General features: G+C 63.3%; 20 protein-coding genes and 3 pseudogenes. 10 read left to right on the top strand and 13 right to left on the bottom strand.

Annotated features, from left to right (window positions below):
* Window position 1: 1 nt before the first annotated feature.
* The 3 genes and pseudogenes from NKH89_RS06160 to NKH89_RS06150 form a co-directional block, all read right to left on the bottom strand.
* A complete protein-coding gene (locus NKH89_RS06160) occupies window positions 2-1234 on the bottom strand; it encodes an aminomethyl transferase family protein (RefSeq protein WP_352908508.1) in 1233 nt (410 codons plus the stop codon).
* A gap of 52 nt (window positions 1235-1286) precedes the next feature.
* Window positions 1287-2861 (bottom strand): annotated as a pseudogene (locus tag NKH89_RS06155) (phytoene desaturase family protein).
* Window positions 2848-4468: pseudogene (locus NKH89_RS06150) on the bottom strand (phytoene desaturase family protein). Before NKH89_RS06150 ends, NKH89_RS06155 begins: the two co-directional pseudogenes overlap by 14 nt.
* A 186-nt stretch (window positions 4469-4654) precedes the next feature.
* Between NKH89_RS06150 and NKH89_RS06145 the strand changes: the two are divergent.
* The 6 genes from NKH89_RS06145 (at window position 4655) to NKH89_RS06120 (ending at window position 10160) form a co-directional block, all read left to right on the top strand.
* A complete protein-coding gene (locus NKH89_RS06145) occupies window positions 4655-5398 on the top strand; it encodes a methyltransferase domain-containing protein (RefSeq protein ID WP_352908507.1) in 744 nt (247 codons plus the stop codon).
* Window positions 5399-5456: 58 nt separating this feature from the next.
* A complete protein-coding gene (betI, locus tag NKH89_RS06140) occupies window positions 5457-6173 on the top strand; it encodes a transcriptional regulator BetI (RefSeq protein ID WP_502896875.1) in 717 nt (238 codons plus the stop codon).
* Between the two features lie 26 nt (window positions 6174-6199).
* Window positions 6200-7288: an ABC transporter substrate-binding protein gene (locus NKH89_RS06135; RefSeq protein WP_352908506.1), complete on the top strand. Its 1089-nt coding sequence runs from the start codon at window positions 6200-6202 to the stop codon at window positions 7286-7288.
* Between the two features lie 114 nt (window positions 7289-7402).
* Entirely contained in the window at window positions 7403-8479 is a 1077-nt protein-coding gene (locus tag NKH89_RS06130; protein WP_352908505.1) for an extracellular solute-binding protein, read from the top strand.
* A complete protein-coding gene (locus tag NKH89_RS06125; protein WP_352480840.1) occupies window positions 8476-9753 on the top strand; it encodes a flavin monoamine oxidase family protein in 1278 nt (425 codons plus the stop codon). The genes NKH89_RS06130 and NKH89_RS06125 overlap by 4 nt, the downstream gene beginning before the upstream one ends.
* Before the next feature lie 5 nt (window positions 9754-9758).
* Window positions 9759-10160 carry a hypothetical protein gene (locus tag NKH89_RS06120; protein ID WP_352480839.1) on the top strand — a complete coding sequence of 134 codons (402 nt, stop codon included), beginning with the start codon at window positions 9759-9761 and terminating at the stop codon, window positions 10158-10160.
* Window positions 10161-10162: 2 nt separating this feature from the next.
* On the opposite strand, the gene NKH89_RS06115 is transcribed toward NKH89_RS06120, so the two are convergent.
* Genes NKH89_RS06115 through NKH89_RS06105 form a run of 3 tightly spaced genes read right to left on the bottom strand, consistent with a single transcriptional unit; the run spans window position 10163 to window position 13011 of the window.
* Window positions 10163-11236 (bottom strand): ABC transporter ATP-binding protein, encoded by a 1074-nt coding sequence (locus tag NKH89_RS06115; RefSeq protein ID WP_352908570.1) that lies wholly within the window; start codon window positions 11234-11236, stop codon window positions 10163-10165.
* Window positions 11237-11258: 22 nt separating this feature from the next.
* Window positions 11259-12083, bottom strand: a complete 825-nt coding sequence (locus NKH89_RS06110) for an ABC transporter permease (RefSeq protein WP_023720898.1) — start codon at window positions 12081-12083, stop codon at window positions 11259-11261.
* 10 nt (window positions 12084-12093) lie between these two features.
* A complete protein-coding gene (locus NKH89_RS06105; RefSeq protein WP_352480838.1) occupies window positions 12094-13011 on the bottom strand; it encodes an ABC transporter permease in 918 nt (305 codons plus the stop codon).
* 297 nt (window positions 13012-13308) lie between these two features.
* On the opposite strand from NKH89_RS06105, the gene NKH89_RS06100 reads away from it, so the two are divergent.
* Together NKH89_RS06100 and NKH89_RS06095 are read left to right on the top strand one after the other, a co-directional pair.
* On the top strand, window positions 13309-14727 hold the full coding sequence (locus NKH89_RS06100; protein ID WP_352480837.1) for an aminotransferase: 1419 nt from the start codon (window positions 13309-13311) through the stop codon (window positions 14725-14727).
* A 108-nt stretch (window positions 14728-14835) separates the two neighbouring features.
* Window positions 14836-15609, top strand: a complete 774-nt coding sequence (locus tag NKH89_RS06095) for a glucose 1-dehydrogenase (protein WP_352494204.1) — start codon at window positions 14836-14838, stop codon at window positions 15607-15609.
* 108 nt (window positions 15610-15717) lie between these two features.
* Here NKH89_RS06095 and NKH89_RS06090 read toward each other — a convergent pair.
* The 4 genes and pseudogenes from NKH89_RS06090 to NKH89_RS06075 all read right to left on the bottom strand — a co-directional run bounded on the left by NKH89_RS06090 (window position 15718) and on the right by NKH89_RS06075 (window position 21238).
* Window positions 15718-18248, bottom strand: a pseudogene (locus NKH89_RS06090) (NAD-dependent epimerase/dehydratase family protein).
* 194 nt (window positions 18249-18442) lie between these two features.
* Window positions 18443-19330, bottom strand: a complete 888-nt coding sequence (locus NKH89_RS06085; protein ID WP_352855472.1) for an arginase family protein — start codon at window positions 19328-19330, stop codon at window positions 18443-18445.
* A 355-nt stretch (window positions 19331-19685) separates the two neighbouring features.
* The gene (locus tag NKH89_RS06080; RefSeq protein WP_023678569.1) at window positions 19686-20186 is read right to left on the bottom strand and encodes a DUF6496 domain-containing protein; all 501 of its coding nucleotides are present in this window, start codon (window positions 20184-20186) and stop codon (window positions 19686-19688) included.
* 317 nt (window positions 20187-20503) lie between these two features.
* On the bottom strand, window positions 20504-21238 hold the full coding sequence (locus NKH89_RS06075) for a phosphoribosyltransferase (protein ID WP_352855474.1): 735 nt from the start codon (window positions 21236-21238) through the stop codon (window positions 20504-20506).
* 301 nt (window positions 21239-21539) lie between these two features.
* Between NKH89_RS06075 and NKH89_RS06070 the strand changes: the two genes are divergently transcribed.
* On the top strand, window positions 21540-21950 hold the full coding sequence (locus NKH89_RS06070) for a CBS domain-containing protein (protein WP_352847246.1): 411 nt from the start codon (window positions 21540-21542) through the stop codon (window positions 21948-21950).
* Window positions 21951-22036: 86 nt separating this feature from the next.
* Here the strand turns inward: NKH89_RS06070 and NKH89_RS06065 are convergent, their stop codons facing one another.
* The gene (locus tag NKH89_RS06065; protein ID WP_352908504.1) at window positions 22037-22294 is read right to left on the bottom strand and encodes an Hsp20/alpha crystallin family protein; all 258 of its coding nucleotides are present in this window, start codon (window positions 22292-22294) and stop codon (window positions 22037-22039) included.
* 61 nt (window positions 22295-22355) lie between these two features.
* Between NKH89_RS06065 and NKH89_RS06060 the strand changes: the two genes are divergently transcribed.
* A complete protein-coding gene (locus tag NKH89_RS06060; RefSeq protein WP_352471470.1) occupies window positions 22356-22826 on the top strand; it encodes a YbhB/YbcL family Raf kinase inhibitor-like protein in 471 nt (156 codons plus the stop codon).
* A gap of 39 nt (window positions 22827-22865) precedes the next feature.
* Here the strand turns inward: NKH89_RS06060 and NKH89_RS06055 are convergent, their stop codons facing one another.
* Together NKH89_RS06055 and NKH89_RS06050 are read right to left on the bottom strand one after the other, a co-directional pair.
* Entirely contained in the window at window positions 22866-24341 is a 1476-nt protein-coding gene (locus NKH89_RS06055) for an FAD-dependent oxidoreductase (protein ID WP_352494207.1), read from the bottom strand.
* A gap of 1 nt (window position 24342) precedes the next feature.
* On the bottom strand, window positions 24343-25392 hold the full coding sequence (locus NKH89_RS06050; RefSeq protein ID WP_352855484.1) for a hypothetical protein: 1050 nt from the start codon (window positions 25390-25392) through the stop codon (window positions 24343-24345).
* Between the last annotated feature and the right edge of the window lie 258 nt (window positions 25393-25650).

Below are 25650 nucleotides of genomic sequence, written 5' to 3'. Positions count from 1 at the left end.
CTCAGAAATCCGCGGGCGGATTGGCGGTGCGGCGGTCGAGCCTGACGAACGGCCGCGCCACGATTTTGGCCCGCTTCATCAGCTTCTGGTACTGCAGTTCGCGCGTGGCGTAGATCTCGACCCAGAGGTCGTCGACGATGGTCTCGCCGAACGGCCGCGTCAGCGAGGCGATGGCGATGTTGCGCTTGGCCATTGGCGACCACATGGCGGCGCTGACCAGCCCGACCTCCTGGCTTTTCCTGTGGTAGACGATCGCATGCTCGGCCGGGATATTGCCCTCGATCTGCAACCCGACCAGGACATGGCGAAGACGCTTCTTCGCCCGTGCGTGGAGTATTGCGCGGCGGCCGTTGAAATGACCCTTTTCCAAGTCGACCATGAAGCCGAGGCCGATCTCGTCCGGCATGCGCAGGCGATCGGCGCGGATGGCATGCTCGGCGGTGACGAAATCTGCATTGGCGACGATCAGCCCGGCTTCGAGCCGGGCGCGGTTCAATGCGGCGTAGCCGATGGCGCGGATGCCGCGCAGCTCGCCCGCCGTCATCAGCCGATCCCAGAGGCTGAGCGCCTTGTCCGTTTGCACGAACAACTCGTAGCCGAGATCGCCGGTGAAGCCGGTGCGCGAGATGGTGATGGTGACGCCGTCATGCGGAAACTCGGCGAGGTCGAATATTTTCAGTTTTTCTATACCTGCAAAACCTGCATCGCGCAGCACGGCAAAGGAGGTCGGGCCTTGCAAGGCGAGGCCGGCGACGGTTTCGGTCTCTTCTTCAACCGCCACGTCGAAGCCAATGGCGCTGTCCAGAAGCCACGGCAGATGCCGCTCCTGCGAGCACAGCCGGAACCGTGTCGGCGATAGCCGAAACAACGTGCCGTAGTCGAGGACAAAGCCCTGATCGTCGCACCAGGCGGTGTAGTTGACGCGGCCGGGCTTCAGCCTAGTCACGTCGCGCAATGTCAGGCGGTCGAGGAAGGTCTCGGCATCCGGTCCCTCGATGCGGTACTTCGTCATCGGCGAGATGTCGAACAGAGCGGCCTGGCTGCGGATGGCGAAATATTCGAGATCCTCGTCCCATAGGGAATGTGGGGCGCGATAGCCGGCCCAATTGTACCAGTCGTTCGTCTTCGCCAGCGCATCAATGCGCGCCTGGAACGGCGTGTCGAGGCGCAAACTGCGGAAATGGGATTGTGCCGCGATGCGGGCATCGGATGGGCCAATGGGCTGATGGTTCATCACGGCGTTCTTTCGCCGTGGAGCACGGTCTTGGCTCGTTGCACCATGACAGCTACCCCCTCACCGTAATGATGCGCCTTGCGGCATTCAGGCCCGGCACGCCGGAGACCCCGCCGCCCGGATGCGAGCCGGCGCCTGCAAGGAACAGCCCGTCCACCGGCGTGTCGTAGCCGGACCAGCCGGAGATCGGCCGTGACATCAGCATCTGGTCGGCCTGCAGTTCGCCGTGGTGCCAGTGCCCACCCGGCATCCGGTAGCGCGCCTCGATGTCGGCCGGCGTCAGCAGGTCGGCATGGAGCACGCTGCCGCCGATTCCCGGCGCATAAGCCTCGAGTTCAGCCATCAAGACTTTGAGGAATTTCGGCTTGCCGACGCTCCAGCCCTCTTTCAAGGCATAGGGGGCGTATTGCACCACCGCGGACAGCACGCAGGCCCCCTCGGGCGCGAGCGAGGCGTCCGACAGCGAGGGCAGCGTGATCTCCATCACCGGTTCGGGTGAGAACTCGCCATATTTCGACGGGTTGAAGGCGCGCTCGACATGATCGGTCGAGGGCGCGATGACGAGACGGCCACGGTGGCCGGCGGCATCGACGCCGACGAATTGCGGTGGCTGGTCGAGCGCCAGATTGAGCTTCGCAGCATCGCCCTTCATGCGGATATTGCCGACCTTGCGAACGAAGCCGGTGTCGACTTCACGCGGGCCGACAAGGTCGACCATGGTCGTCGCCGGGTTGATGGCGGACACGACCGTTGTCGCGCGGATTTCCTCGCCGCTGTCGAGCAGCACGCCGACGGCGCGGCCCTTCTCGACGATAATCTTTGCCACCGGCGTCGCGGTGCGGATGGTCACGCCGGCCTATTGCGCCGATGCGCGAATGGCGGCTATGACGGCGCCCATGCCGCCCTTCGGCAGCATCTGCGCGCCGGCGGAACCGCCGGTCTCGCCGGCCAGGCGGTAATAGAGACCGAGCAGCGAGGTCGGCGAGCGCGGGCCAAGATGGCTGCCGAGCGTAGCGTCGAAGGCAAGCAGGCCCTTCAGCCGGTCGTCGGCAAGCTGCTCGTCGAGCAGGTCGGCAACGTTCATCAACAGCACGCGCAGGAAATCGCGCATGTCCTCCTTGCCAAGCTTCTTCAGCGCCAGTCCGGTTTGGCCGAGCGCTGCCGTGTTGGCGAGCGACATGGCGCCGAGATCGGGCGGCCGGCGTGACAAGAACAGCTTCAGGATGCCGGCGTAGCGCAGCAGCTGTGCCCGCAACTCCTTCCAGGCGGACTGCTCGGCAGGACTGGTGCCGGTCAGCACCTCGCCATAGGCGCCATGCAGGAAAAGCGGCGGACCGCTTTTCGCCAGCACCACCGACGGCGCGAAGTCGCCGCGTGCGACCTGCAGCCCGTGCTTCTCCAGCTCCAATACCTTCACCACATCGGGGTGCAGCCGGTTCAGCAGATGGGCGATCGACGAAACACGAAATCCGGGCGCGAATTCCTCCGTGCGCGCGGCGCCGCCGACCTCGCCGGCGGCTTCCAGCACCAGCACCTTGCGGCCGCTCTTCGCCAGAACGGCGGCGGCGACGAGGCCATTATGGCCGCCGCCGATGACGACAACATCCCATTTGTCAGATGACGTCATGGGCCGGGCTCATATGCTGATTTGGCTTGGCGAGATCACGCAGGATCTCGGCGGCGGCATTGCGGCCCGGCGCGCCCATGACGCCGCCACCGGGATGGGTCGAGGAGCCGCAAATGTAGAGTCCATCGACCGGCGAGCGGTATTGTGCGTAGCCCGGCACGGGGCGGTTGAACAACAACTGGTCGAAGGTCAATTCACCCTGGAAGATATTGCCTTCGGTGAGGCCGACCTCGGCCTCGATCTCGCGCGGCGTGCGCACTTCCATGTGGACGATGCGGTCGCGGAAGCCCGGCGAATAGTCCGATATCTGCGCGATCACGCTTTCGGCAAAGCCGTCGCGGTCGGCGTCGGTCCAGCCGCGGCCGTCCACCTTCGGTGGCGCATATTGCACGAAGCAGCTCATGAAATGCTTGCCGGGTGGAGCCATGGTCGGGTCGAGCGTCGTCGGGATCACCATGTCGAGGAAAGGATCGGCCGACCAGCGCCCGGCCTTCCAGTCGTCATAGGCACGCTCCATGCGCTCGATCGAATCGGTGAAATGCATGTCGCCACAATAGACGGGCGAATCCTTCGGCAGCGCCGGGAATTCCGGCAGTGAATCGAGCGCGATGTTGACCTTGCCTGACGAGCCGCGGATCTTGAAATTCCTGACCCGGCGCAGGAAAATCTCGGGCAATTCCTTTTCCTCGACCAGCTTGAGGAAGGTGCGCTTCACGTCGGCGTTGGAAACCACGAGCTTGCCGTATATTTCCTCGCCGCCGGCCAGCACCACGCCATTGGCCTTGCCGCGCCGGATCAGCACATGGGTCGACCTCGGCGCCGGTACGGATGGTGCCGCCCGAAGCCTGGAAGGATGCGGCGAGCGCCTCGGTGACCGCGCCCATGCCGCCGCGCGCATAGCCCCAGGCGCCGACCGAGCCGTCGACCTCGCCCATATAATGATGCAGCAGGACATAGGCGGTGCCGGGCGACATCGGCCCGAGCGCGGTGCCGATGATGCCGGACAAAGCGAAATTCGCCTTGATCACGTCGGTCTCGAAATATTCGTCGAGAAAGTCGGAGATCGACATGGTCCAGAAGCGCAGCGTCAGCGCCATTTCCTCCGCAGTGAGCCCCGTGAACTTCTTGCCGAGATAGAGCAGTTCGCCAAGGTCGCGCGGCCGCAGGCTGGTCGGGTCGGGCGCCGTGCGCATCAGCAGCGGCTGGATGAAGCGGCACTGCCGCGTCACGTCGCGGGCATAACGATCATAGGCCTCGGCATCGCGTTTGGAGAACCGCGCGAATTCGCGCCGGTGGGCATCGTGGTCGCGGTAGTTGGCGAGATAGTCGCCATCGCGGGTGAACACCGCGCCGCCCTCATAGGAGATCACCTGCAGGCCGAAGCGCGGCAGCTCGAGGTCGCGCATGATCTCCGGGCGGAACAGCGAGCAGACATAGGAGCAGTTGGAATAGAGGAAGCCGGGCGTCAGCTCGCGGCTGGTGGCGGCACCACCGACCCAGTCGTTCTTCTCGACGACCAGCACGTCGAGCCCGGCACGCTGCAGGTAGCAGGCATTGACCAGCCCGTTATGCCCGCCGCCGATGACGATCGCGTCCCAGCTCTTCACTTTGGCCCAGCCTTCATCGTGCCCGACCTTCTTTTCGTGTGATGCGCCCCCAATAAGCCGAATTTCGCACGAAGACGGTCATCCTGTCCAGCCATATTGAATGAATGTTCAACAAATGATGTTGCGTTTTCGTGTTTATGCGCTAGGCTTTGGCTCATTCGAGGATAGCCTTGGGACCAGGGTTTGATGATCGAAACGGCAGAGGCCGAACCGGAGTATGACGACACCGCCATCCGCTTCCTCGAGGCGCTGTGGGGCGACGGCTATTTGTCGCCGGGTGGGCCAGAAGAGGTCGACCGGGTCGTCGAAGGGCTGTCGCTTGCGGGCAAGACAGTCCTGGACATGGGCTGCGGTTCCGGCGGCATCACGCTGCATCTCATCGAGCGTCACCGCGCGGCCCACCTCACAGGCTTCGACGTCGAACGGCCCGTGATCGAGATGGCCAGGAAGCGGGCCGCTGCGCGCGGGCTCGCGCGTCGCGCCGATTTCATCCAGGCGGCGCCAGGACCGCTGCCTTTTGCCGACGGTGCCTTCGACGTCGTATTTTCCAAGGACGCGCTGCTGCACGTGGCGAACAAGGATGCATTGTTCGCCGAGATATTCCGCGTCCTGAAGCCTGGCGGCGTCTTTGCCGCGTCGAACTGGATGATCTCGCATGATGGCGAGCCGTCGCCCGAGATGAAGGCCTATGTCGCCGCTGAAGGCCTGTCCTTCGCCATGGCATCGCCGGCCCGCTATGTGCAGGCGATGCGCCAGGCCGGCTTTGCCGACATCACCGTGCGCGACCGCAATCCCTGGTATCGCGAGATCGCGGGGGGAGGAGCTGAACCGCTTGAAGGGGCCGCTCTACCCGGTGGTCGCGGCTGCCGTCGGCGCGGCCTATGTCGACAAGAATATACGAACCTGGGAAGCCATGCAGAAGGTGCTTGACACAGGCGAGCACCGTCCCACTCATCTTCGCGGCCGAAAGCCGGTTGGCTAGCCGGCGATGCTGGAGACCATCAATCCCATGAAGACAACAGAGGCGCGCGAAGCCCTCCTCGAGGCGACGCGAAAGAGCGACACCGAAAAGCGTGGCCGCAAGGCGTCGAAAGAGACCAGGCAGCTTCAACTGATCGAAGCGACGATCGATTCACTGGCCAAGCGCGGCTATTCGGATACGACGATGGCCGACGTTGCCGACGGTGCCGGCCTGTCGCGCGGCATCGTCAATTTCCATTTCGAAAGCAAGGAGAAGCTGCTCGTCGCGACTTTGCAATACATGTATGACGAGTATTCGGCGCATTGGCGCAGCGCCTTGCAGAAGGCCGGCGATGATCCCGCCCGCCAGTTGCAGGCATTGGTCGCGGCCGATTTCGACCGCTCGATCTGCAACAAGCGCAAGCTGGCGGCCTGGTGTGCGTTCTGGGGCGAAGCCAAATCGCGGCCGACCTATCAGGCGCTGAGCAGCGCACGCGACGCCGTCTATCAGAACATCTTTATCGACCTTTGCGCGACGCTCAAGCAGAGCGGCGGCTATTCTTATGAGCCGCAGGTGATAGCGCTGGCGCTCAGCGCCATGCTGGAGGGACTGTGGCTGCGGCTGATGATGGGCACCGAAGACACCACGCGCGAGACTGCGCTGCAGGCCGCGAACGCGTTCCTGTCCGCGGCATTTCCCAAGCATTATCCGTGGCCGACAGCCGGCGGTGCCAAGCCGGCGTGAAACAATCAAAAGAGGATGGAACAGCAATGAAGACAATGACGCGACGCCCGACGCTGACATTGACGCTGACATTGGCATTGGCCGGAGCGCTCGCCGCTTCGGCGGCGGCGCTGGCTGCGGACAAGGATCTCGTCGTGTTCGACTGGTCTGGCTACGAGGAGCCCGGCTTCCATCCGAAATATGTCGAAAAGAACGGCGATTCGCCGACTTTCACCTTCTTCGGCGACGAGGACGAGGCGTTCGAAAAGGTCCGCTCCGGTTTCAAGGCCGATCTTGGCCATCCCTGCTCGCAAAGCGTGGTGAAATGGCGCGAGGCCGGCCTGCTGCAGCCGCTCGACACCTCGAAGATATCAGGCTGGAAAGACCTCAATCCCGGCATAATGGCGATGAAGGATCTCGCCACCACCGCCGACGGCAAGGCCTGGTTCATGCCTTGGGACTGGGGCAACACGCAGCTGACCTACAATTCCGACAAGATCGATGCGAAGGACGTGCAGTCGTTGAAGGCCTTCGCCGATCCGAAGTTCAAGGGCCGGGTTTCCGTCGGTGACAATGTCGACGACGCCTACGCGCTGGCCAGTCTCGCCATCGGCCTGAAGGACTGGACCAAGATGACGGATGACCAGTTCAAACAGGCATCAGGCTTCCTGCGCCAGGTGCACAAAAACGTCCGCTCCTACTGGACCGACTCAACCGATATCGTGCAGCTGTTGAGCGGCGGCGAGGTCGATCTCGCATGGGCCTGGAACGACGCGACGGTGCAGTCTGTCGCCGCCGGCGTGCCGATCAAGGCCAAGAAGGACACCGACGAGGGCATTTCGACCTGGGTCTGCGGCTATGTGCTGTTCAAGGATGCGCCCGGCAATGCCGACAAGGCCTATGATTATCTCAACGCCGTCAACGATCCGGAAGTCGCCAAGGTCCTGGTCAAGGACTGGGGCTACGGCCAGGCCAATGCCAATGGCATGGCCGGCGTCGACCAGGTGGTGCTAAAGGAGAAAGGCTATGACGACGTGCAGAAGTTCGTCGACAAGACGCTGTTCCAGTCGCCGGTTCCATCCGATCTCAAGCTCAAGATGATCGCCGAGTTCGAGAAGATCAAAGCCGGCTATTGAGCTCTCCTCGCTTGGCCCGTCTGCCCACGGACATAGCGGGCGGACGGGCTCGCCAAAGCTCCCGAATTCTCCTAACGTCGCCGCGGTGTTTCCCGCGATGAGGAGCTTTGCGCCATGAATTCCGTGCTTCGCCGCCTGGCCATCGCCGCGGCCTGCGCAATCGGCGCAGGCACAGTCGCGGCACTTGCGGCAGGCGGCGGCGACCTCGTCGTGTTCGACTGGTCGGGCTATGAGGACCCGCTGCTGCATCCGGCCTACACCGCCGAACAAGGCGCCGAGCCGACCTTCGCCTTCTTCGGCGACGAGGAAGAGGCCTTTCAGAAAATGCGGGCCGGCTTCAAGGCGGACATTGCGCATCCCTGCTCGCAAAGCGTGGTGAAATGGCGCGAGGCCGGCATGCTGCAGCCGCTCGACACCAGCCGTATCGCCGGCTGGAAGGATCTCAATCCCGGCATCATGGCGATGAAGGATCTCGCCACCACCGCTGACGGCAAGGCCTGGTTCATGCCTTTCGACTGGGGCAATACGGCCCTGCTTTACCGCACCGACAATGTGACGCCGGATCAGGCGCAGTCGCTCAGGATCTTTGCCGATCCGAAGTTCAAGGGGCGCGTTACCATTGGCGACAATGTCGACGACGCCTACGTGCTGGCCAGCCTGGTCATCGGCCTCAAGGACTGGAACAAGATGACCGACGCGCAGTTCAAGGACGCCTCGGCATTTCTGCGTGACGTGCACAAGAACATCCGCTTCTACTGGACCGACGACACCGATATCAATCAGGCCTTCTCCGGCAACGAGGTCGATCTCGCCTGGGGCTGGAACGAGACTTTCGTCACCCTCAAGGGCCAAGGCGTGCCGATCGCCATGAACCGCGATACCAAGGAAGGCCTGTCGACATGGGTGTGCGGCTATGTGCTGATGAAGGACGCACCGGGTGATCTCGACCAGGCCTATGATTTCCTGAACGCTGTCAATGCGCCTGCTGTATCCGACTATCTGGTCAAGACGTTCGGCTATGGCCATGGCAACGCCGCTGCCATGGCGGCGATCGATCCCAAGATCCTGGCCGAGCGCGGCTTCGACGATCTCGACAAGTCCCTCGACAAGACGCTGTTCCAGCAGCCGGTGGCGCCGGAGCTCAAGCAGCGGATGATCGCCGAATTCGAGAAGATCAAGGCCGGCTATTGACGTCCGAGATCGAACGAGCCGAGGTGGTCGTCGTCGGCGCCGGCTTCACCGGCCTGTCGGCGGCGCATGAGCTGAACAACGCTGGCGTCGATTTCGTGCTGCTCGAAGCCCGCGACCGCGTCGGCGGACGCGTCGAAGCCATGCCGAACGGGCTCGGCGAGCGCATCGACAGCGGCGGCCAGTTCCTGTGCGAGGACATGCCCGAACTGATGGCGCTGGTGCGGGCACGCGGCAAGACGCTGGTCGGGACGCATTTCGCCGGCGAATTCATCACCCAACCGCGGATGAGCGAGGCGCAAGCCGAGCGCACTTATGGCACCGCCATGCGAATACGCGAGCGGATGAACGCGATTGCACCGGACGATCCGGCCATTGCCGGTTTGACCGTCGCGGCATGGCTCGATCGCCAGAATGATCCCGATGAAGCCAAGGCGGTCTTTCATTCGCTGATCGAGGGCCTTTGGTGCCTGGCAATGGAAAGGCTGCCGCTGTGGTACCTGATCGACAACGACCGCCGCATCACCAACGAGGTGTCGGAACTGCAGTATTTCGTGCGCGAAACCATGCATTCGCTGGCAGACGACCTGGCCCGCGACCTCGGTGGTCGCCTGCGGCTGAACACGCCGGTCAAGACCATCGAGCGTCGAGCGGAAGGGGTTCGCGTCGTCTCGGCCGCAGGCTCAATCGAGGCGCGAGCGGTGCTGGTCGCAGTCCCGCCGATGATGGCGTCGAGACTGGATTTCGTACCGCTGCTGCCGGCTGCGCTGGAAGCAGCGCTCGGCGTCTGGCAAAGCGGCGCGGTAATCAAGATGCTGGCGCGTTATCCCACGGCCTTCTGGCGCGACAGGGGCTTGAGCGGCATGGTGATGTGGCGCGATCCGCACGGGCTTTTTGCCTGCGACGCCGGCAATGACGACGGTCATCCAGCACTTGTCGTCTTCATCGGCGGGCCGCTGGCCCGGCGCTGGCGCGAACTGGGCGAGGCGGAACTGCGCGCTAAGGTGACGTCAAAACTGGAGCAAGCGCTCGGCGCCGAGGCGGCCGGCTTCTCCGATCTCAGCTACCGTGACTGGACGGACGATCGCTGGAGCGGTGGCGGCTACAGCGACCTTATCGTCGATGCGACGGCAACCAATGCCGAACGCATCATCCGCGCCGGCGCGCCGCCGGTCCATTTCGCCTCGTCGGAGCTGTCGCCGTCATTCCCAGGCTATGTCGAGGGTGCAATCGTCGCCGGGCGAAAAATGGCGCGGCGGTTGATCGAGGAGATCTGAGCGGTATGAAAACGGTCTCGAAGATCGTACTCACCGGTGCGGTCATGGCAGTTACAGGATTTGCGGCTGGCTATTATTCGGCGCCCCACCCAATCGAGATTGGTGAACTCGACAATACCTTAAAGAAGGTCTGCGAATACTCGGCAAGCTCACTTAAAGCTGACCTTCAGGGCGGCTGGCCGATCAACTCATTTGCTGTTTGGAAGTCCGGCGACCGTGCGCATTATCACGTGCTTAGCCAATTGGGTAATCTCAAGTGCGGGTTCGACCCGGAGCTTACAGTCGTCTATTTGCAGAACCATGGATTGGTCGACATTGATGATCTTAAAATGCTGCTGGAGGATTCAAAGAAGGCAGGCGACAATCGATTAAGTGACTATCTGTCCGCCGAATTGGAGGTGAGATAGCGTCAATCTGCCATCGCCACCAAGGCCTCTGGGTCGTAGGCGAGGCGGATCGTGGTGCCGACCGGAATGTCGTCGGCGCCGAAGTCGTTGGTCTCGGTCACCGACAACGGCTTTTCCAGCCTTGGTATCTCGACGATCAAATGGGTGATCTCGCCAAAATAATGGCGCTCGACCACCTTGCCGGCGACCTCGAATTTTGCCGTCGCATCGTCCCACAGAACGCGCAGGCGCTCGGGCCGGATGCCAAGCGTCGCGGCGGTGCCATTGCGCACAAAAGCTTTCGGCTTGTCGGTCTTGACGCGGCCGAAGCCCAGCGTGTCGAGCACCAGCGAGGCGCCGTTCTCCTCGACGATCTCCGCTTTGACGAAATTCATGCCGCCGAGGAAGTCGGCCACCTGGCGATTGACCGGCCGCTGGTAGATCTCCTTCGGCGATGCGACCTGCGCAATCATGCCGCCGAACATCACTGCGATGCGATCCGACATCGCCAGTGCCTCATATTGGTCGTGGGTTACCAGGACAAAGGTGATGCCGACCGCCTGCTGCAGGCGGCGCAGTTCGACCTGCATCTGCTCGCGCAGCTTCTTGTCCAGCGCCGACAGCGGCTCGTCGAGCAAAAGCACTTTTGGGCGCATCACCAGCGCGCGAGCCAGCGCCACGCGCTGGCGCTGGCCGCCGGAAAGCTCGGTGGCGAGCCGCTTGCCGAGGCCGGTCAGCGACACCTGGGCGAGGGCTTCCTCGACGCGGCGCCTTTCCTCCGTGCCGGCCAGCTTCAGCCGCTTCAAGCCATAGGCGACGTTCTGCTCGACATTGAGGTGCGGGAAGATGGCGTAGTTCTGGAACACCATGTTGGTCGGCCGGCCGTTGGCGGGGATGCCTTCCATCGGTTGGCCATCGACGGAGATCGAGCCGCTGGTCGGGTTGTCGAAACCGGCAATCATACGCAACAGCGTGGTCTTGCCGCAGCCGGACGGGCCAAGCAGCGAAAAGAATTCGCCCTCCCTGATGGTCAGCGAGGCGTCGTCCAGCGCCTTGAACGAACCATAGCTGCGCGTGACGTTGCGGATCTCGATCATAGAGCGCTCGATTTGGGGCCGCTCAGGCATGGAGGCCTCCCTCGTTCTGGGTGCGTCTGGCCGCGCGGCGGCGCAGGATTTCGGCGATGGTCATCAAAAGAAACGAGGCAACCAGCAACAGCGTGCCCAGCGCCAGCACGCCGGGCAGTTTCGCGGCGAAACGCAACTGGCCCCAGATATAGATCGGCAGTGTAGCCTCGGTGCCGGTCAGGAAGAAGGCGATGAGGAACTCATCGAGCGAAATGGTGAAGCAGACGAGCAGGCTTGAAATGATCGCCGGCGCCACCATCGGCAGCGTCACCCGCCGAAACGTGCCGAAGGCGCTCTCGCCGAGATCGGCGGAGGCTTCCTCCAGGCTGCGGTCGAAGCCCTCGAAGCCGGCGGTCAGCACCGTCATCGAATAGGGAACGCAGACCAGGACGTGGCCAAGCACGACGGTGAACAGCGACAGGCTCAAACCGAGTTGCAGGATCACCAGTAGCAAGGAGATGGCAACGATGATTTCGGGCAGTACCAGCGGCGCCATGATCAGGCCGTTGATGGCGCGGCGGCCGGGATAGCGGTAGCGGGTGATCGAGCGCGCGGCGAGGATGCCAAGAACGGTCGACAGGATGGAGGCCGATACCCCGACGACCAGGCTGTTCCAGGTGGCGTCGAGCAGCGCCGGCGTGCGCGGCAGGTCGTGGTACCATTTCAAGGTGAAGCCGGAGAGCGGGAATTTCGGCGTCGCGGCGGTGTTGATGGAGAAGATCGGCAGGAAGATAACCGGCAGATAGAGAAACACGACGTAGAGGAACGCATAGGCCGGCAGCAATCGGCCCGGCAGCAAGCGGCGCATCGCCGTCATCGCGCCGGCCTCATCGTGCCAGCCGCTGGGCGGCACGGATGATCAGAACCGTGGCGCCTGCGATCAGCGTCACAACCAGCATCGTGGTGACGGAGAGTGCAGCACCCAGCGGCCAATTGGAGGCCTTGCCGAATTGCGCCTGGATGGCATTGGCGATCATGACGCCGTCCTTGCCGCCGACAAGCTTCGGCGTGACGTAATCGCCGACCGTCGGGATCATGACGATCAGCGCTGCCGAAATGATACCGGGCGCCGAAAGCGGCAGCGTCACGCGCAGGAAGGAACGGACAGGGCCATCGCCGAGGTCCGTGGCCGCCTCGACCAGCGTGCGGTCGATTTTTTCCAGCGAGACGAAGATCGGCAGGATGGCGAAGGCTGCCCAGGCGTGGGTCAGCGTGATGATGACGGCAGTCGAATTGTAAAGCAGCGCGGTCGACGGCTCGTCGATGATGCCAAGGCCCATCAGGCCGGAATTGAGCACGCCATTATAGCCGAGGATGACCTTCCACGACATTACCCGCAGCAGATAGCTGGTCCAGAACGGGATGGTGATCAGGAACAGCCACAGGCCCTTGTGGCGGCCGCCGTGGAACGAGATGAAATAGGCGATCGGATAGGCGAGCACGACCGTGAAGAAGCTCACCGTCAGCGAGATGTAGAGCGAGCGCCACAGCAGGTCGCGATAGATCGGCTCGGTCAGCGCAAGGCGGTAGTTTTCAAGCGTGAAGGTATGGTCGACAGTGAGGTAATTCTGCGTCCAGAAGGAGTGCGCGATGACCGCCAGGATCGGCAGCACCAGAAGTATCAGCGCATAGACGAAGGTCGGGCTGATCAGGGCAAGACCCTGAACGGGTTCTGATTGCAGAAGGGCGTTTCGCCTCGCCCGCGTCATGCCGAAAGCGGGCGACCCTTCCGCGGCCACCATCATTGCAGGCCCTCGGGCAGGGTCTCCGGCGTGATTTCGGTTGCTGGCGCGGACTGTCCTGCCATGCGGCATCCCATTGCTGAAACCGGCTATCTGTTCCCACTTTATGCCCAGGGCGCAATCGTGCTCCGAGCTTGCCGGCTTTCTTTCATCATGCGCGCATCGGCGGATTGAAATCAAGCGCTATTTCTGCAATATTGATTGAACGGCCATTCAAAATGAACGAAGAAAGCCGAGCTTTCCTGGAGCGTGAACCAGCTTCGTGTCCGGTGAAATTGCGGCATACAATGCGAGGCGAAGATGGCGGCGGCAAGAGACATCACTTCGACCGAAATGGCTGGAGCCGGCGCTCAGGATGCCGTCGAACTGGCCAAGCGCCATCTTGTCCAGCCCTGGCCGTTCGCCGGCTCGGTCGGCGCGGAGGCACGCGCCCTGATCGGCGCGGGCGAGGGCATCTACATCACCGATGCCACCGGCAAGCGGCTGATCGACGGACCGGCGGGCATGTGGTGCATCAATGTCGGCCACCGTCGCGAAGAGCTCGCCAAGGTAATGTACGACCAGGCGATGGCGCTGTCCTACAACACGCCGTGGTACACGATGAATGCGCCGTCGGCGGAACTGGCCATGCGAATCGCCGGCCACGCGCCGGGCGATCTCAGCCATGTTTTCTTCACCACGGGCGGCTCCTCGGCGGTCGAGACGGCGCTGCGCTTTATGCAATTTTACAACAATGTGCGCGGCCGCCCGGAAAAGAAGCTGATCCTGAGCCGGGGCGGCGCGTATCACGGCTCGACCTATCTGTCGGCCTCGCTTAACGGGCGTCCGCGCGACCGTGACTGGATGGATGGCGCAGACGAGCTGGTCGTCAAATTGTCCTCACCCGATCCGTTCCGCCGTCCGAAGGGCATGAGCGTTGCCGCTTTCACCGATGCGCTGGTCGCTGAATTCCGCGATATGGTCGCCCGTGTCGGCGCCGACAGGATCGGTGCTTTCGTCGGCGAGCCGGTGCAGGCGTCGGGCGGCGTCATCGTGCCGCCGGAGGGCTATCTCCAGCGCATCCGGACGATCTGCCGCGACAACGACATCCTCTATATTTCCGACGAGGTGGTGACCGCCTTCGGCCGGCTTGGCCATGTCTTTGCCTCCGGCGAGGTGTTCGGCATCGAGCCCGACATGATCACCTTTGCGAAAGGGGTGACCTCAGGCTATTTCCCGCTCGGCGGCGTCATCCTTTCGGAACGGCTGCTGGAGGAGCTGCGCCGCTCGAACCATCCGGACGCCATGTTCGGCCATGGCCTGACCTACACCAGCCATCCGGTCGGCTGCGCGGTGGCGCTGAAGAACCTCGATATTCTGGACGAAAGCGTGCTGGCCCATACGCGCGAGGTCGCGCCCTACTTCCAGGCGCAACTGAAGACGCTGGAGGAATTGCCGGTGGTCGGTGAGGTGCGCGGCATGGGGCTGATGGGCTGCGTCGAATGCGTCGCCGACCGCGACAGCAAGGATCCACTGCAGCTCGACAAGGATGTCGGCAAACGCATCGACGCGCATTGCCACGAGCTCGGCCTGTTGGTCCGGCCGCTGATTAACATGTGCGTGATGTCGCCGCCATTGATCATCACGCGCGAGCAGATCGACGACATGGTGTCGATCCTGCGCGAAGGCATTTCGCGCACGATGGACGATCTGCGCCGGGAAGGCGTCTGGCGGGGATAAGCGTTTATCGCCGGCAATCTCGCCATTGCTGACAGCGGTCGTTCGCGCTTACGATGTACGGCAGGGCCTCGATCGCCTGCATCTGGCCGCATCTCTGGGAAACAAACATTGACCGACCTATCGGACCTGTTCGGCCTCGCCGGCAAAACCGCTTTCATCTCCGGATCGAGCCGCGGAATCGGCTTTGCCATGGCGAAGGCGCTGGCGAGCGCCGGCGCGACGGTGATCATCAATGGGCGGGACGAAGACCACGTTCAAAAGGCACTCGGATCGTTGGCCGAATCCGGTATCCAGGCGATCGGCTCCACCTTCGACGTGACCGTGGCTGAAGACGTCGAGCGTGAAATCGGCAGGCTGGAAGCAGAGCGCGGCCCGATCGATATTCTCGTCAACAATGCCGGCATGCAGCACCGCGCGCCATTCGCCGATTTCCCGCTCGACATGTTCGACAGATTGATGCGGACAAACCTTTACAGTGCATTCTATGTCACCCGGCCGGTGGTCCGCTCGATGATGGCCCGCAAGACCGGGTCCATAATCAACATATGTTCGGTGCAAAGCGAACTGGGGCGTTCCTCGATCGTGCCATACACGGCATCGAAGGGTGCGATGAAAATGCTGACCAAGGGGCTTGCCACCGAGCTTGGCCCACACGGCATCAGAGTCAATGGTATCGGCCCAGGCTACTTCCGGACAGAACTGAACGAGGCGCTGGTGCAAGACGCCGAATTCTCGCGCTGGCTGGTCGGGCGCACACCGCTGGCCAGATGGGGCGAAGTCGACGAACTGGGCGGCGCCGCGATCTTCCTGGCATCCAATGCATCGAGCTTCATGACGGGCCAGATCATCTATGTCGACGGCGGCATGACCGGCTCGGTGTGAGCGCGGGCGTCGCGGTCGCTGTTGGGGCACGATCAGGGCGCCGCGCCGCCATCCTTTGGCTAGCTTCGGCGACCCTCATCTCGACACGTCCAGCGCTGCTGAACATCCTTATACGATGGCCCGGTCCCAACCGCCATAATGCGCGGCGCTGCGCGTGCCGCGCGGCAGGCTGAGCCCGACCAGCAGCGCTCCGATCGCCAGATTGGCTAGGCTCGCCGCCGCACCGCCGGCGAGGATAAAGGGAGAGAGGGCGATCCAGGCTCCAAGCGCGATGTTCAGAAAGCGGACGGCGCGCGCCACTTCGGCCATCGCAGTAACGGCGACCATTATGACCAGGCAGCCGGTGACATGGTCGCTGAAGTAGAGCGGCGGGCTTGTGCCGAAGGCGAGCGGCGTGATCATCAGCAGGGCGCCGGCGAGGGTGCTGGCGACTAGGGTCCATGGGAAGTTCACACCGCCGGTGACGAAGTCCCGCGCCACTTCCGACAGCGGCCGGTCGAGATCCGGCGCCGGCGTCTGGTCCTCCGAAAGTGCCGGGCCTCCGCACCAGAATGTGCGCCAGAACGGCTCTCCCGCCTGTTTCGCACGCCAAAGATACTGGCAGCTCGCCAGCACCTCGTCGACCGAATAGGGGATGAGCACGACGGTGACGGCAGCCTGGACGATGCAGAGCGTGCACAGCGCTCCGATGAGCGGCGGCTGGATGATGATGAAGCTGACGCTGACCACGCCGAGCGGGACGACCAGCAAGCCGAACAAAAGCACCATCCACGGTATCGTGCGCCAGCGGCGGCGGTCGCCGATCGCGCCGGCGAGGATGTCCAGCGCATAGGTAAAGGCGCCCAGCCCGGCATCGGCGATCGGAAAGCCCTTGGAGACCCAGGAGGTGACTACCGCCTCGCTGCCATTGCCGGCCGGCGTTTCGCCCGGGCCAAAGAACGGTTCCCAAAGGCCATCGATATGGCCAAGCTGATAGGCAGCGAGATAACGCGAGACGAACAGGCCGACAAAGGCGAGGCCGATTATGGGAATGCGCTGGGTGAAGAGCGAGGGCGAATAGCTCCAGCCGAGCGGCCGGTCGTCATCGGCGGCAAGGGCACGCCGGCTGATACCCGGCGTTGGCGGGACCATCACCGCGAACGCGACGATCAGCATGCCGGCCAGCGTGTCGGTCGCGTAGGCTCCGGCGCTGGTGGTCCAGAACAGGAGCGGCGCGAACATCACCCAAACCCCGATCGAGGCGGTGATCCATTGCAGTCCGCGCCAGCGCCGGCGCATGCCTACAAGCGCCAGCGACAGGATGGCGAGGCCGGATACGATCTCACTGATGCCGAGCCTTCCGTCGCGCGTCTCCGGCGAGGCGATCTCATGTCCGAGCGCCGGCGGAATCGGTGCTGAAGCGGGATCGAACAGGCCGAGCGTGAAGGGCGCCGCCACGAGCCACAGTCCGATGGCAACATTGGTCAGTGGCGCCCAGAGCGTTGCGGCCCGGTGGCGTTCGGTTTCCACTTCGACCTCGTCGTCCGAGCGCTCGAGCGGACGCCGCAGCCTTGCGGCGGCCTGGTCGAGCTCGGGCGCGGAAGCGGCGACCGCCGACGGTTCAAGCTTGTTCTTCTTGTACCAGTCGGTGGGATCCGCCTTCAGCCGCCGGATCATTTCCGGCAAGGTAGCGGTCAGGCTGTGCCGCGGCTTCCAGCCAAGCAGCCGCCTTGCGCGGGAGATGTCGATCTCGTAGTGATCGTCGGCGTTCTCGATCATCCATAGCTTGATGTCGGTCTCCTGGTCGAAAACCTTCTCCTGCATCCAGGCGCCGAGCTTCGTCACCTCCTTGGGCAGGGACAGGTCCGCCAGATCTCGCCATGCAGGAGCCGCCCAATCTGCTTCTGCATCTCGTCGTAGGACGGCGTCTGCTCTTCGCCGATCAGCAGTACGGTCTCGTCGGGAAGCTCGCTGCGCCGGTCGACGGTGCGCACTACGGCGTCGACGAGGTCGTCCAGGTGCAGGTAAGGCTGTCCGGTGGTGATGTCGCCGGTGAAAAGATAGGCGGTCGGCATGCGCTCGAAAATGCGGGCGATCTGCTGGGCGATGAAGGCGGCGTGGCAATCCTCGTCATAGACACCCGCCAGTCGCAGGATCGCAACCTTGATGTCGCCGTGCTCCTTCAGGATCAGTGTCTCGGTCTCGGCCTTCGATCTCGGATAGGCCCAGGCCGGATCGATCGGCGATCGCTCGTTGATCTTGGCGCCCTTCACCGGGCTCGGCGCATGCACCAGCAACGTGCTCGAAAACACGAACTGCTCCGTCTCGAGCCCCCTCAGCGCGTTCAGCAGCCGGCGCGTTCCCTCGACGGTCACCGCGCCGTATTTCGGATTATCCTCGCCGGTCGTGTCGTAATAGGCCGCGAGATGGATCACCGAGGCAATGCGGCCGCCACTCCGTTCGCGCACCTCGGCCAGCGCCTTCGCCGCGCTCGTATCCGAGGTAAGGTCGATCTCGATCGTCTCGACGCCGGGCAAGGACCGCCTGGCAACATCAAGGCCGATGATGTCGTGGCGCTCCGTCAGGCCGCGAGCGATGGCCTGGCCCAGAAACCCGCTGCTGCCTGTGATCAGGACGGTGGGACGGGTTTTGCCGGTCATGGCGAATCTCCTTGGCGGTAGCGAGATGAAAGGGGCCAAATGCTTTCAGTCGCACACTCGGAACCATGTTCGTTGAGAACGGTTCCCGATGAGGTGGCATCACGGAATGGATGCGCGCGGCGATCCGTCAGACCGACTGCCATTCGCTCCGGCGGATTGCATTCGTGCACAAGTGCAGGACGACTGCCATTGGCCTACCGGTCGCGAAGTGCAGCAGTCAGAATGTCGATCAGCAGCTTGCCGCAGCGACGATCTGGATCGCGGTCGGGATCATAGATCGTCACCTCCATCCCAATCACGCGTGAATCATTGCACCATGTGCGAAGAGCTTCGACGGCTTCGTCGGGCAAGACACCGCCGGCTTCCGGCGTATCGACAGCCGACATGATCTCGCTGTCCAGCACGTCGACATCGAAGTGAACGAATACACCCTCGACGTCCTGCCCTGCGACCGCGTCAAGCGCTACGCGTGCAGCATCGGCGACGCCGCGCCGCCGCACTTCAGCCAAATCCATCCGGTGAACATCGGTGTCGAAGACGGCCTTGGACGTGTAAGTCGCGGGGTCCTGCACATCGCGATAGCCAAACGCGACTACATCGGCCTCACGGACCAAAGGAGTGTGCTCGCCGAAATCGGTCAGGAGCTTCGGTCCATGGCCGGTCACGAAGGCCAAATCCATGCCCGCGGCTCCCTTTGAGGGCGAGGTATCCGGCAATTTGAAATCCGTGTGCCCATCGAAGAAGATAAGGCCGTAGCGGCCACGACGCCGTAGCGCTAGCGCGGGGCCAAGCAACACGCTGCAATCGCCGCCGAGTATGAGCAGGAACCCTCCCGAGTTCAGCTCCTCGCCGACGGCTTCGGCAAGCGTCTCGGAATACTGGCGCAGCGCCTGGGCATTGCGCACGCCCGTCGCAGGGTCCACCTCAGGCCGATAGGGCGGAGCCCGAACCGTGCGCAACGGACCGGCGCCCAAACGGTTGGCGAGACCAAGCGATTGAAGTACCTCCGGCGCCTTCCATGCGCCGGGCTCCGGCTCACCCTCCTGCGGCATCAGCCCAAGATTAGAGGGCGCGCCGAGCAAAGCGATATGTCTCGCCTGAGGGGTGGTTCGTGGCATTGTCGTGCTGGCTACTGAGGACATGATCAGAGTTCTCCGCGTTGTGGGCAATAGGCATCTGCTCAAGAAACAGGCTGCGCTTTCCTCCCGGTCTCCCGTCGGCTTTGCCGCCGAGTACCTCCGGGGCCTTGCCGCCGAGTACCTCTGGGTCGGTGTTACGCGTAAGGGAACATTTCGAGCGAAGACGTCGATGTTGTCCCGCAGATGCAGTCACTGATTCGCCTTGGGCAGCGGCACCGTCCCACGCTGCAGGAGCGGAGCTCGATACCGGTCGTTTGGGCCATATCGGGTTTCCTAGAGCCGAACTGCCATCTTTGAACTATGCGTGGTGTGCCCGCGTTCTGGCGGCCTTTTGCGCCGCCGCCTTCCTTCCGCTGGCGCCTTTCGTCTCGGCGGCTTTCTTTGCGGCTGCGGAACGCTCCTCAGCCGTCCGGCGCGAGGCCGCACGCTTTGCCTGCTGCGCCAGCGCCTCGTGCGACGCTGTGCTCTTCGGCTCGTGCTCGAGCACCTTGGAGACGGCTTTCGAGACCCGCGGGCGGCGTTTCGGCGTGCGTTCGCCCTGGCCGGCCTCATAGGCGTATTCGGCGCTTTTGCGCGTGCTCTCCTTCACCTTGCCCTTTTTGGGCGGGGGCAGGTCTACGCCTGCGCGTCTCGCCTCGGAAAGCCCGATGGCGATAGCCTGCTGGGTCGAGCGCGCGCCGTGCTCGCCGCGGCGGATTTTATCGATCTCCTCGTGCACGAACTCGCCGGCCTGCGTGCTCGGCGATTTGCCCTCGCGCTTGTCCTTTCGGGCCTTCTCGATGGTTTTCTTGTCCGGCATTGTCTTTCTCCCAACTAGGGGTTGCGACAGCCATTTGGGTTGCAGCTGCGCGCTGTTTTACGAGGACCTTAACGCGTTGAGGACGCAAATGATCCCGGGACTGGTGATCCAACCTCCAGCTGTCAGGACGTGGACGCCGATCTGTCCGAAATCAGATGGCGCAAGAACCATCGGCTCGCGAGATCCGCGACTTCGTCCAGCGCTGCCATGGGCGAAGAGCACAAGGCCGCGGGCATCCGGGGCAACGAAAGATTGCCCTCGAGCGTGATAGGGAACATGCACGACGTGCTCGCTATCCCGGTCCATATCCACCTCCGCTATGTCGATCTGATGCCAGGCGCCGGACCCGCACTCGCATGCCCAGCCAATTCCTCTTCGGAAGCGGCAGGCTTGTCGGAAGCGGCAGGCTTGGGCACGGACCTGGCGAGGAGCGCGCGGACCTCTTCATCGCTCGTCTGTGAGAAATCCACGTACCACCGCCCGACACCGAGCAGCGGCTCTGGTGTCGTCGCGCAAACGACCTCGTCTGCGTCCGCCCGCATCGCGTCGCAAGTGTCGGGGCTACCGACGGGAACGGCCGCGACGATATGGGCGGCGTGGTTTTTTCGCAGCGCCTTGATCCCGGCCCGCATGGTCGATCCGGTCGCAAGCCCGTCATCCACGAGGATAATGGTTCGTCCGTTCAACTGCGGTGGGGGCCGCCCGTCCCTATAGAGGTGCTCGCGGCGCAGAAGCTCTTTTTCCTCCGTTGCGGCGACTGCGTCGATGACATGTGGCGGGATCGCGAGACTGCTGACGATTTCGTCGTTGAGGACGCGTACGCCGAAGGGCGCGATCGCTCCCATGGCCAGCTCCTCGTGACCGGGGACGCCGAGCTTGCGCACGACGAAGACGTCGAGCGGTGCCTTGAGCGCCTGCGCGACCTCGTAGCCGACCGGCACGCCGCCTCTGGGCAGCGCCAACACGGTCACGTCGTCGCGCCCGGCAAAGCGAACGAGCTCTCCGGCGAGTCGCCGCCCGGCCTCGCGGCGATCTGAAAAGATGATAGCCATGATCTTCAATCCGCGTGCATCTGTTTTTCCGGTGGATGTTTTCACCAGCCTGCGGCGACATCCCGTGGGATGGCTGCGACGCCGGGTACCGTTTTGGAACTCGCTCGCTGCCTGGACGTTCCAAGAATAGTTTCGATCGCGAGGTGCCGGCACGTGCATTGGCGCGGGATCGAGAGGATAGCGGTCGCACAAGCCTCGTCCGGCCAGCTGGCAATCTCGCGATGCGCGGCAACAGCGCGTTTGGCGACTTGTTGCCTCAGCAATCAGAGAGAGGAAATATGCCATGCAAGTTCAGGAGATCATGAGCCGTCGGACCGAACTGGTCGGCCCGAACACGACAATCAGGGATGCCGCCCGGAAAATGCGGGCCGACAATCTCGGTGCCCTTCCGGTCGGCGAGAATGACAGGCTGGTCGGCATGGTGACGGACCGCGACATCGTGATGCGCGGCGTCGCCGAGGAGCGCTCAGCCGGCAACACGACCGTTCGCGAGGTCATGTCCGAGCATGTCTATTGGTGCTTCGACGATGCCGATATCACCGATGCGGCGAAGATCATGGCCAAGCATCAGGTGCGTCGTCTTCCGGTGATCAACCACGACAAGCGCCTCGTCGGCGTCATTGCCTTGGCCGACCTCGGGCGGACCGGTGAGGAAGCCGCCAAAATCGCTCTCGAAGGCGTTTCCGAGGCGACGGACGATCCCCGGCGCTAGACGCCCTGAGCGGTTGCCGCCGTGCTCGCCGCTCTCCTTCCACAGGGGCTGAACGCCGCCTGCTCAGGCAGCCTCCAGTTTGGCAACTATCGCGCTTTCACTTCTATGCGGCGTGTTTTGTCCTTTGCAGCGGGATTCTTCGGAAGCTCGACAGCCAAAACGCCGTTCCTGAAAGTGGCCTGCACCTTGTCGGCATCGATCTCCGTTTCCAGGGGGATGGTCCGCTGAAACCGGCCATAACTGCGTTCGCTGTAAGTGCGGCCGCCGTTGCCTTCCTTCTGCTCCGAACGCTTCTCGCCCGTAATGGATAGGGTGTTGAGATCAGACGCATCGCCGAAGCTCAACAAGCGGCGTGAACGACGCCGGCGCGGGTTTCTCGGTCGCAACCTCCTTGGGGAAATAGCAATGCCACTCACCCTTATCAGCCCGGCGTTCCGGGCAGGCGGAAGAATTCCCGAAAAATATGCGCGTGACGGCCAGAACGTCTCGCCGCCGCTGAAGTGGTCCGGTGTTCCGGATGGTACCAAGAGCCTTGTTCTTGTCGTGCGGGATCCCGATGCGCCAAGCGGGATTTTCGGGCACTGGGCGGTCTTCAACATCCCGCCGGATGCCGGCGGACTCGCCGAGGCCGAAGACGGCAAGCCCGGCCCATCGGCCCTCAGGCAAGGCACCAACGATTTCGGCAATGCGTATTACGATGGTCCGCAGCCGCCTGCAGGGCACGGCGTCCACCATTACCACTTCCTACTGGCCGCGCTCGATGTGCCGAGCCTCAGCGTACCAGGACAGGCGGGCGTGCATCAGGTCTGGAAGCAAGCCCAGAAACACGCATTGGAGGAGACGGAGTTGGTCGGAACCTACGAACGGCCGGCGTGACGCGGGCCGCGCCGATCGCCGCCTTCACAGTGGCCGCCTTCACAATGTAATCTGGGCAAGCGGTTTTCGGGCAGGGCCGTGGATGACCGAACCGTCGGCGGCGAAGATCGAGCCGTGGCAGGGACAATCCCAGGTGTGGTCCACATTGTTCCAGGTTACGGTGCAGCCTTTGTGGGTGCAGGTCGCCGAAACCGCCTGGAGTGCGCCTTCGGTGTCTCTCCAGGCCGCAATCTTTTCGTCTCCCCTGACGATCACGCCACCCATGCCGGGCGCAATGTCGTGGGTGCTCGACACGATCGATTGACTGCGGCCATTCTTGTGGAAGTCCTCGGGATAGGGCCGCGCCGGATCGTAGAGTTTTTGCCATGGGCTCGGGCGGGCGCAAATCAGGTCGGCGATCATCGTTCCCACGGCCGTCCCGTTGGTGATGCCCCAGGCGTTGAAGCCCGTGGCAATGCGGAAGCCGGCGGCCTTGGTGGGATCGGGTTCGCCGGCGTATGGGATCCTGTCGGCCGTATCATAGTCCTCGTTGCACCAGCGCCACGCGACGTCGCCGACCGGAAGGTTCTTTCTTGTCCATTTTTCCAGTTCGACAAACCGCTTCGCCAAGTCGCCATCCCAGCCGGTGTTGAATTTGGGGCCAAGCGTGACCAGCAGCGGACCTTCGGCATCACGGCCTGTGCGAATGGAATGCGTCGGCTCGTCGATGCCGATGAACATGCCGTCGACAGGGAGGGGATCATCGATCCGAAAGGCCATCACGGTGTGGCAGCGCGGTTGCGTCCGGTTCGCCATGCCGACGGGGCTCTTCACCGTCATGTTGGTGGAGACGACGACGTGCCCGGCATCAACGGCGCCGCCATCTGTGACGACGCGCCAGCGGCTTGCCTCGTCGATCGAGGTGGCGCGGCTGTTTTCAAAGATCCGACCGCCACGGGCCGTCACCGCTTCCGCCAGACCAACCAGATACATCGCCGGATTGAACTGCGCCTGGTCGGGGAACCGTAATGCCGCGGCCGTTTCGAAAGGCAGCGGTGCGCGTTCGAGAACCTCGGCCTCTAGCCCGACCTGGCGCGCGGCCTCCGCCTCGGCCGCGACCTCCGCGCGCCGGCGATCGTCGCAGGTGTAGGTATAGGCTTCCTTGCTCTCGAGATCGCAGGCGATGGCGTAGTTGTTAACCCAATCGCGGATTTGTCGGGCGCCGGCGGAATTCGCATCGGCGTAGACCTGGGCCAACTCCCGGCCGACAGTGTCGATGAGATGACGATAGATCAGCGTATGCTGCGTGGTGATCTTGGCCGTCGAGCGGCCGGTCACCTGGCCGCCCGTGCGCAGGCCTTCGAGGACGACCACCGATCGGCCCGCCTCGCAAAGCCGAAGCGCCGTCGTCAGCCCGACAATTCCAGCCCCCACGACAACGGCGTCCGCATGGATCGAACCTTCGAGCTGGGGATAGTTCGTGGATCTGGCTGCCGCCACCCAACAGCTTCCCGGTTTTCCCAAGAGAATGGCCATTTCAACCGCGTTCCTTGCGTCTCGGTGCACTTCCATCGACAACCGCGCCGGCAGAGGAACGTTCCCGAGCTTGGTCGCTTTCAATCATTGTCTCGCCACCCCGGGTCAGAAAAGCACCAGGAAGATGCGAGGTGCAGGCCATCACCCACGTGATCGCCTCGCGGTCGTATTCGTCGCCGGAGCGCCAGTCCTCGAAGAAGGCGTTCAGCCTATCGACACGCCCCGGCCAGATACCGGCGGCCTGCAGGCCGAGCGAAACGCCGTAATTGGTGAAGGCGAACTTGGTGTCGCCCAGCCATGGGGCACGGCTGAAATAGCCGGGCGGGTCGACCCACATCGTTTCCAGGCTTCGCAGGGAACGCCTCGTCTGGGCCTCGGCCCACGGCTCGTCGGGAAAGAAATGGGCGAGCCACAGCATCATGCCGAGGCCGAGGTCCTGCTCGATGTCGAGGGTGCGCCAATCGCGCTGCATCAGATCACGCATTTGCGCGATCTCGGGCGCCAGTGCGTCCTCATCGAGCGTCCGGTAAGAGACGTAGCCGTCATAGGCATCCATGCTGCCGAGACCGTAGCCAGGATATGGGCTGCTTAGATCCTCCTGCATCTTCCAGATCACACCGCGGCCGGGGACCACAAATGCCGGGTGAATGTCACGCGCCAGCGCAATGCCGCGCTTGCGGTATTCCGGCTTCAGATCGCCGAGGCGCGCCAAGGCGAACAGCCACATCGCGAGATAGTGGAAGTACTGGCCGTCGCGATCGGCCGCTTCGCCGATCCTCAGTCCGCGCCGGCGGCCGAGCACACGCTCGACATCGGCGACCAGCCGCTCGGCCGCGTCCAGCCAGCGCTGTTCGCCAGTTTCTGTGTAAAGCGAGACGTAGAGCACGACCCCGAATGCATCGGTCCACAGATATCGCAAGCCGTTGGGCCAGATGCCTTCGGCGCGCATCCAGTCGAGTTTTCGCAGGACGTAGTCGACGTCACGCAGCATCGTGCCAAAGCCCGAACTGGCCGAGCCGGCCGATGTTCGGTGTCGCGCGATTGTGAGCATGCAGAATTTCGAGCATGTCTCTCCTCCGTTGCGGTCGATCTGGCCAGATACCGCGAAACGATCTGATCGGCGGCAGGTTCCTTGGCGCTTTCAACGGCGCGACCGGGAACCCTCCGCCTAGTCATAAGTTTGCGAATTGGCCTTGGACGGTGCGGGGACCACGTGGCCCGAACTCATGCCCGGACTGGCCGAGCGGAGCAGTACAGAAAGCGACAATCGCGCGAACAAGACAAAGTGCACTGTCACCGTATTTGTGTT

It is taken from the genome of Mesorhizobium sp. M0923 (genome assembly GCF_040319365.1).
GTDB lineage: Bacteria > Pseudomonadota > Alphaproteobacteria > Rhizobiales > Rhizobiaceae > Mesorhizobium.
This window is presented reverse-complemented; position numbering and strand designations above follow the sequence as displayed.

Excerpts from the sequence above, each read along its gene's own strand:
- NKH89_RS06145 (WP_352908507.1), top strand. The coding sequence starts at position 4,655 with ATGATCGAAACGGCAGAGGCCGAACCGGAGTATGACGACACCGCCATC.
- NKH89_RS06135 (WP_352908506.1), top strand. The coding sequence starts at position 6,200 with ATGAAGACAATGACGCGACGCCCGACGCTGACATTGACGCTGACATTG.
- NKH89_RS06070 (WP_352847246.1), top strand. The coding sequence starts at position 21,540 with ATGAGCCGTCGGACCGAACTGGTCGGCCCGAACACGACAATCAGGGAT.
- NKH89_RS06115 (WP_352908570.1), bottom strand. The coding sequence starts at position 11,236 with ATGATCGAGATCCGCAACGTCACGCGCAGCTATGGTTCGTTCAAGGCG.
- NKH89_RS06055 (WP_352494207.1), bottom strand. The coding sequence starts at position 24,341 with ATGGCCATTCTCTTGGGAAAACCGGGAAGCTGTTGGGTGGCGGCAGCC.
- NKH89_RS06080 (WP_023678569.1), bottom strand. The coding sequence starts at position 20,186 with ATGCCGGACAAGAAAACCATCGAGAAGGCCCGAAAGGACAAGCGCGAG.
- NKH89_RS06105 (WP_352480838.1), bottom strand. The coding sequence starts at position 13,011 with ATGATGGTGGCCGCGGAAGGGTCGCCCGCTTTCGGCATGACGCGGGCG.
- NKH89_RS06075 (WP_352855474.1), bottom strand. The coding sequence starts at position 21,238 with ATGGCTATCATCTTTTCAGATCGCCGCGAGGCCGGGCGGCGACTCGCC.
- NKH89_RS06100 (WP_352480837.1), top strand. The coding sequence starts at position 13,309 with ATGGCGGCGGCAAGAGACATCACTTCGACCGAAATGGCTGGAGCCGGC.
- NKH89_RS06110 (WP_023720898.1), bottom strand. The coding sequence starts at position 12,083 with ATGACGGCGATGCGCCGCTTGCTGCCGGGCCGATTGCTGCCGGCCTAT.
- NKH89_RS06120 (WP_352480839.1), top strand. The coding sequence starts at position 9,759 with ATGAAAACGGTCTCGAAGATCGTACTCACCGGTGCGGTCATGGCAGTT.
- NKH89_RS06060 (WP_352471470.1), top strand. The coding sequence starts at position 22,356 with ATGCCACTCACCCTTATCAGCCCGGCGTTCCGGGCAGGCGGAAGAATT.
- NKH89_RS06050 (WP_352855484.1), bottom strand. The coding sequence starts at position 25,392 with ATGCTCACAATCGCGCGACACCGAACATCGGCCGGCTCGGCCAGTTCG.
- betI (WP_502896875.1), top strand. The coding sequence starts at position 5,457 with ATGCTGGAGACCATCAATCCCATGAAGACAACAGAGGCGCGCGAAGCC.
- NKH89_RS06160 (WP_352908508.1), bottom strand. The coding sequence starts at position 1,234 with ATGAACCATCAGCCCATTGGCCCATCCGATGCCCGCATCGCGGCACAA.
- NKH89_RS06130 (WP_352908505.1), top strand. The coding sequence starts at position 7,403 with ATGAATTCCGTGCTTCGCCGCCTGGCCATCGCCGCGGCCTGCGCAATC.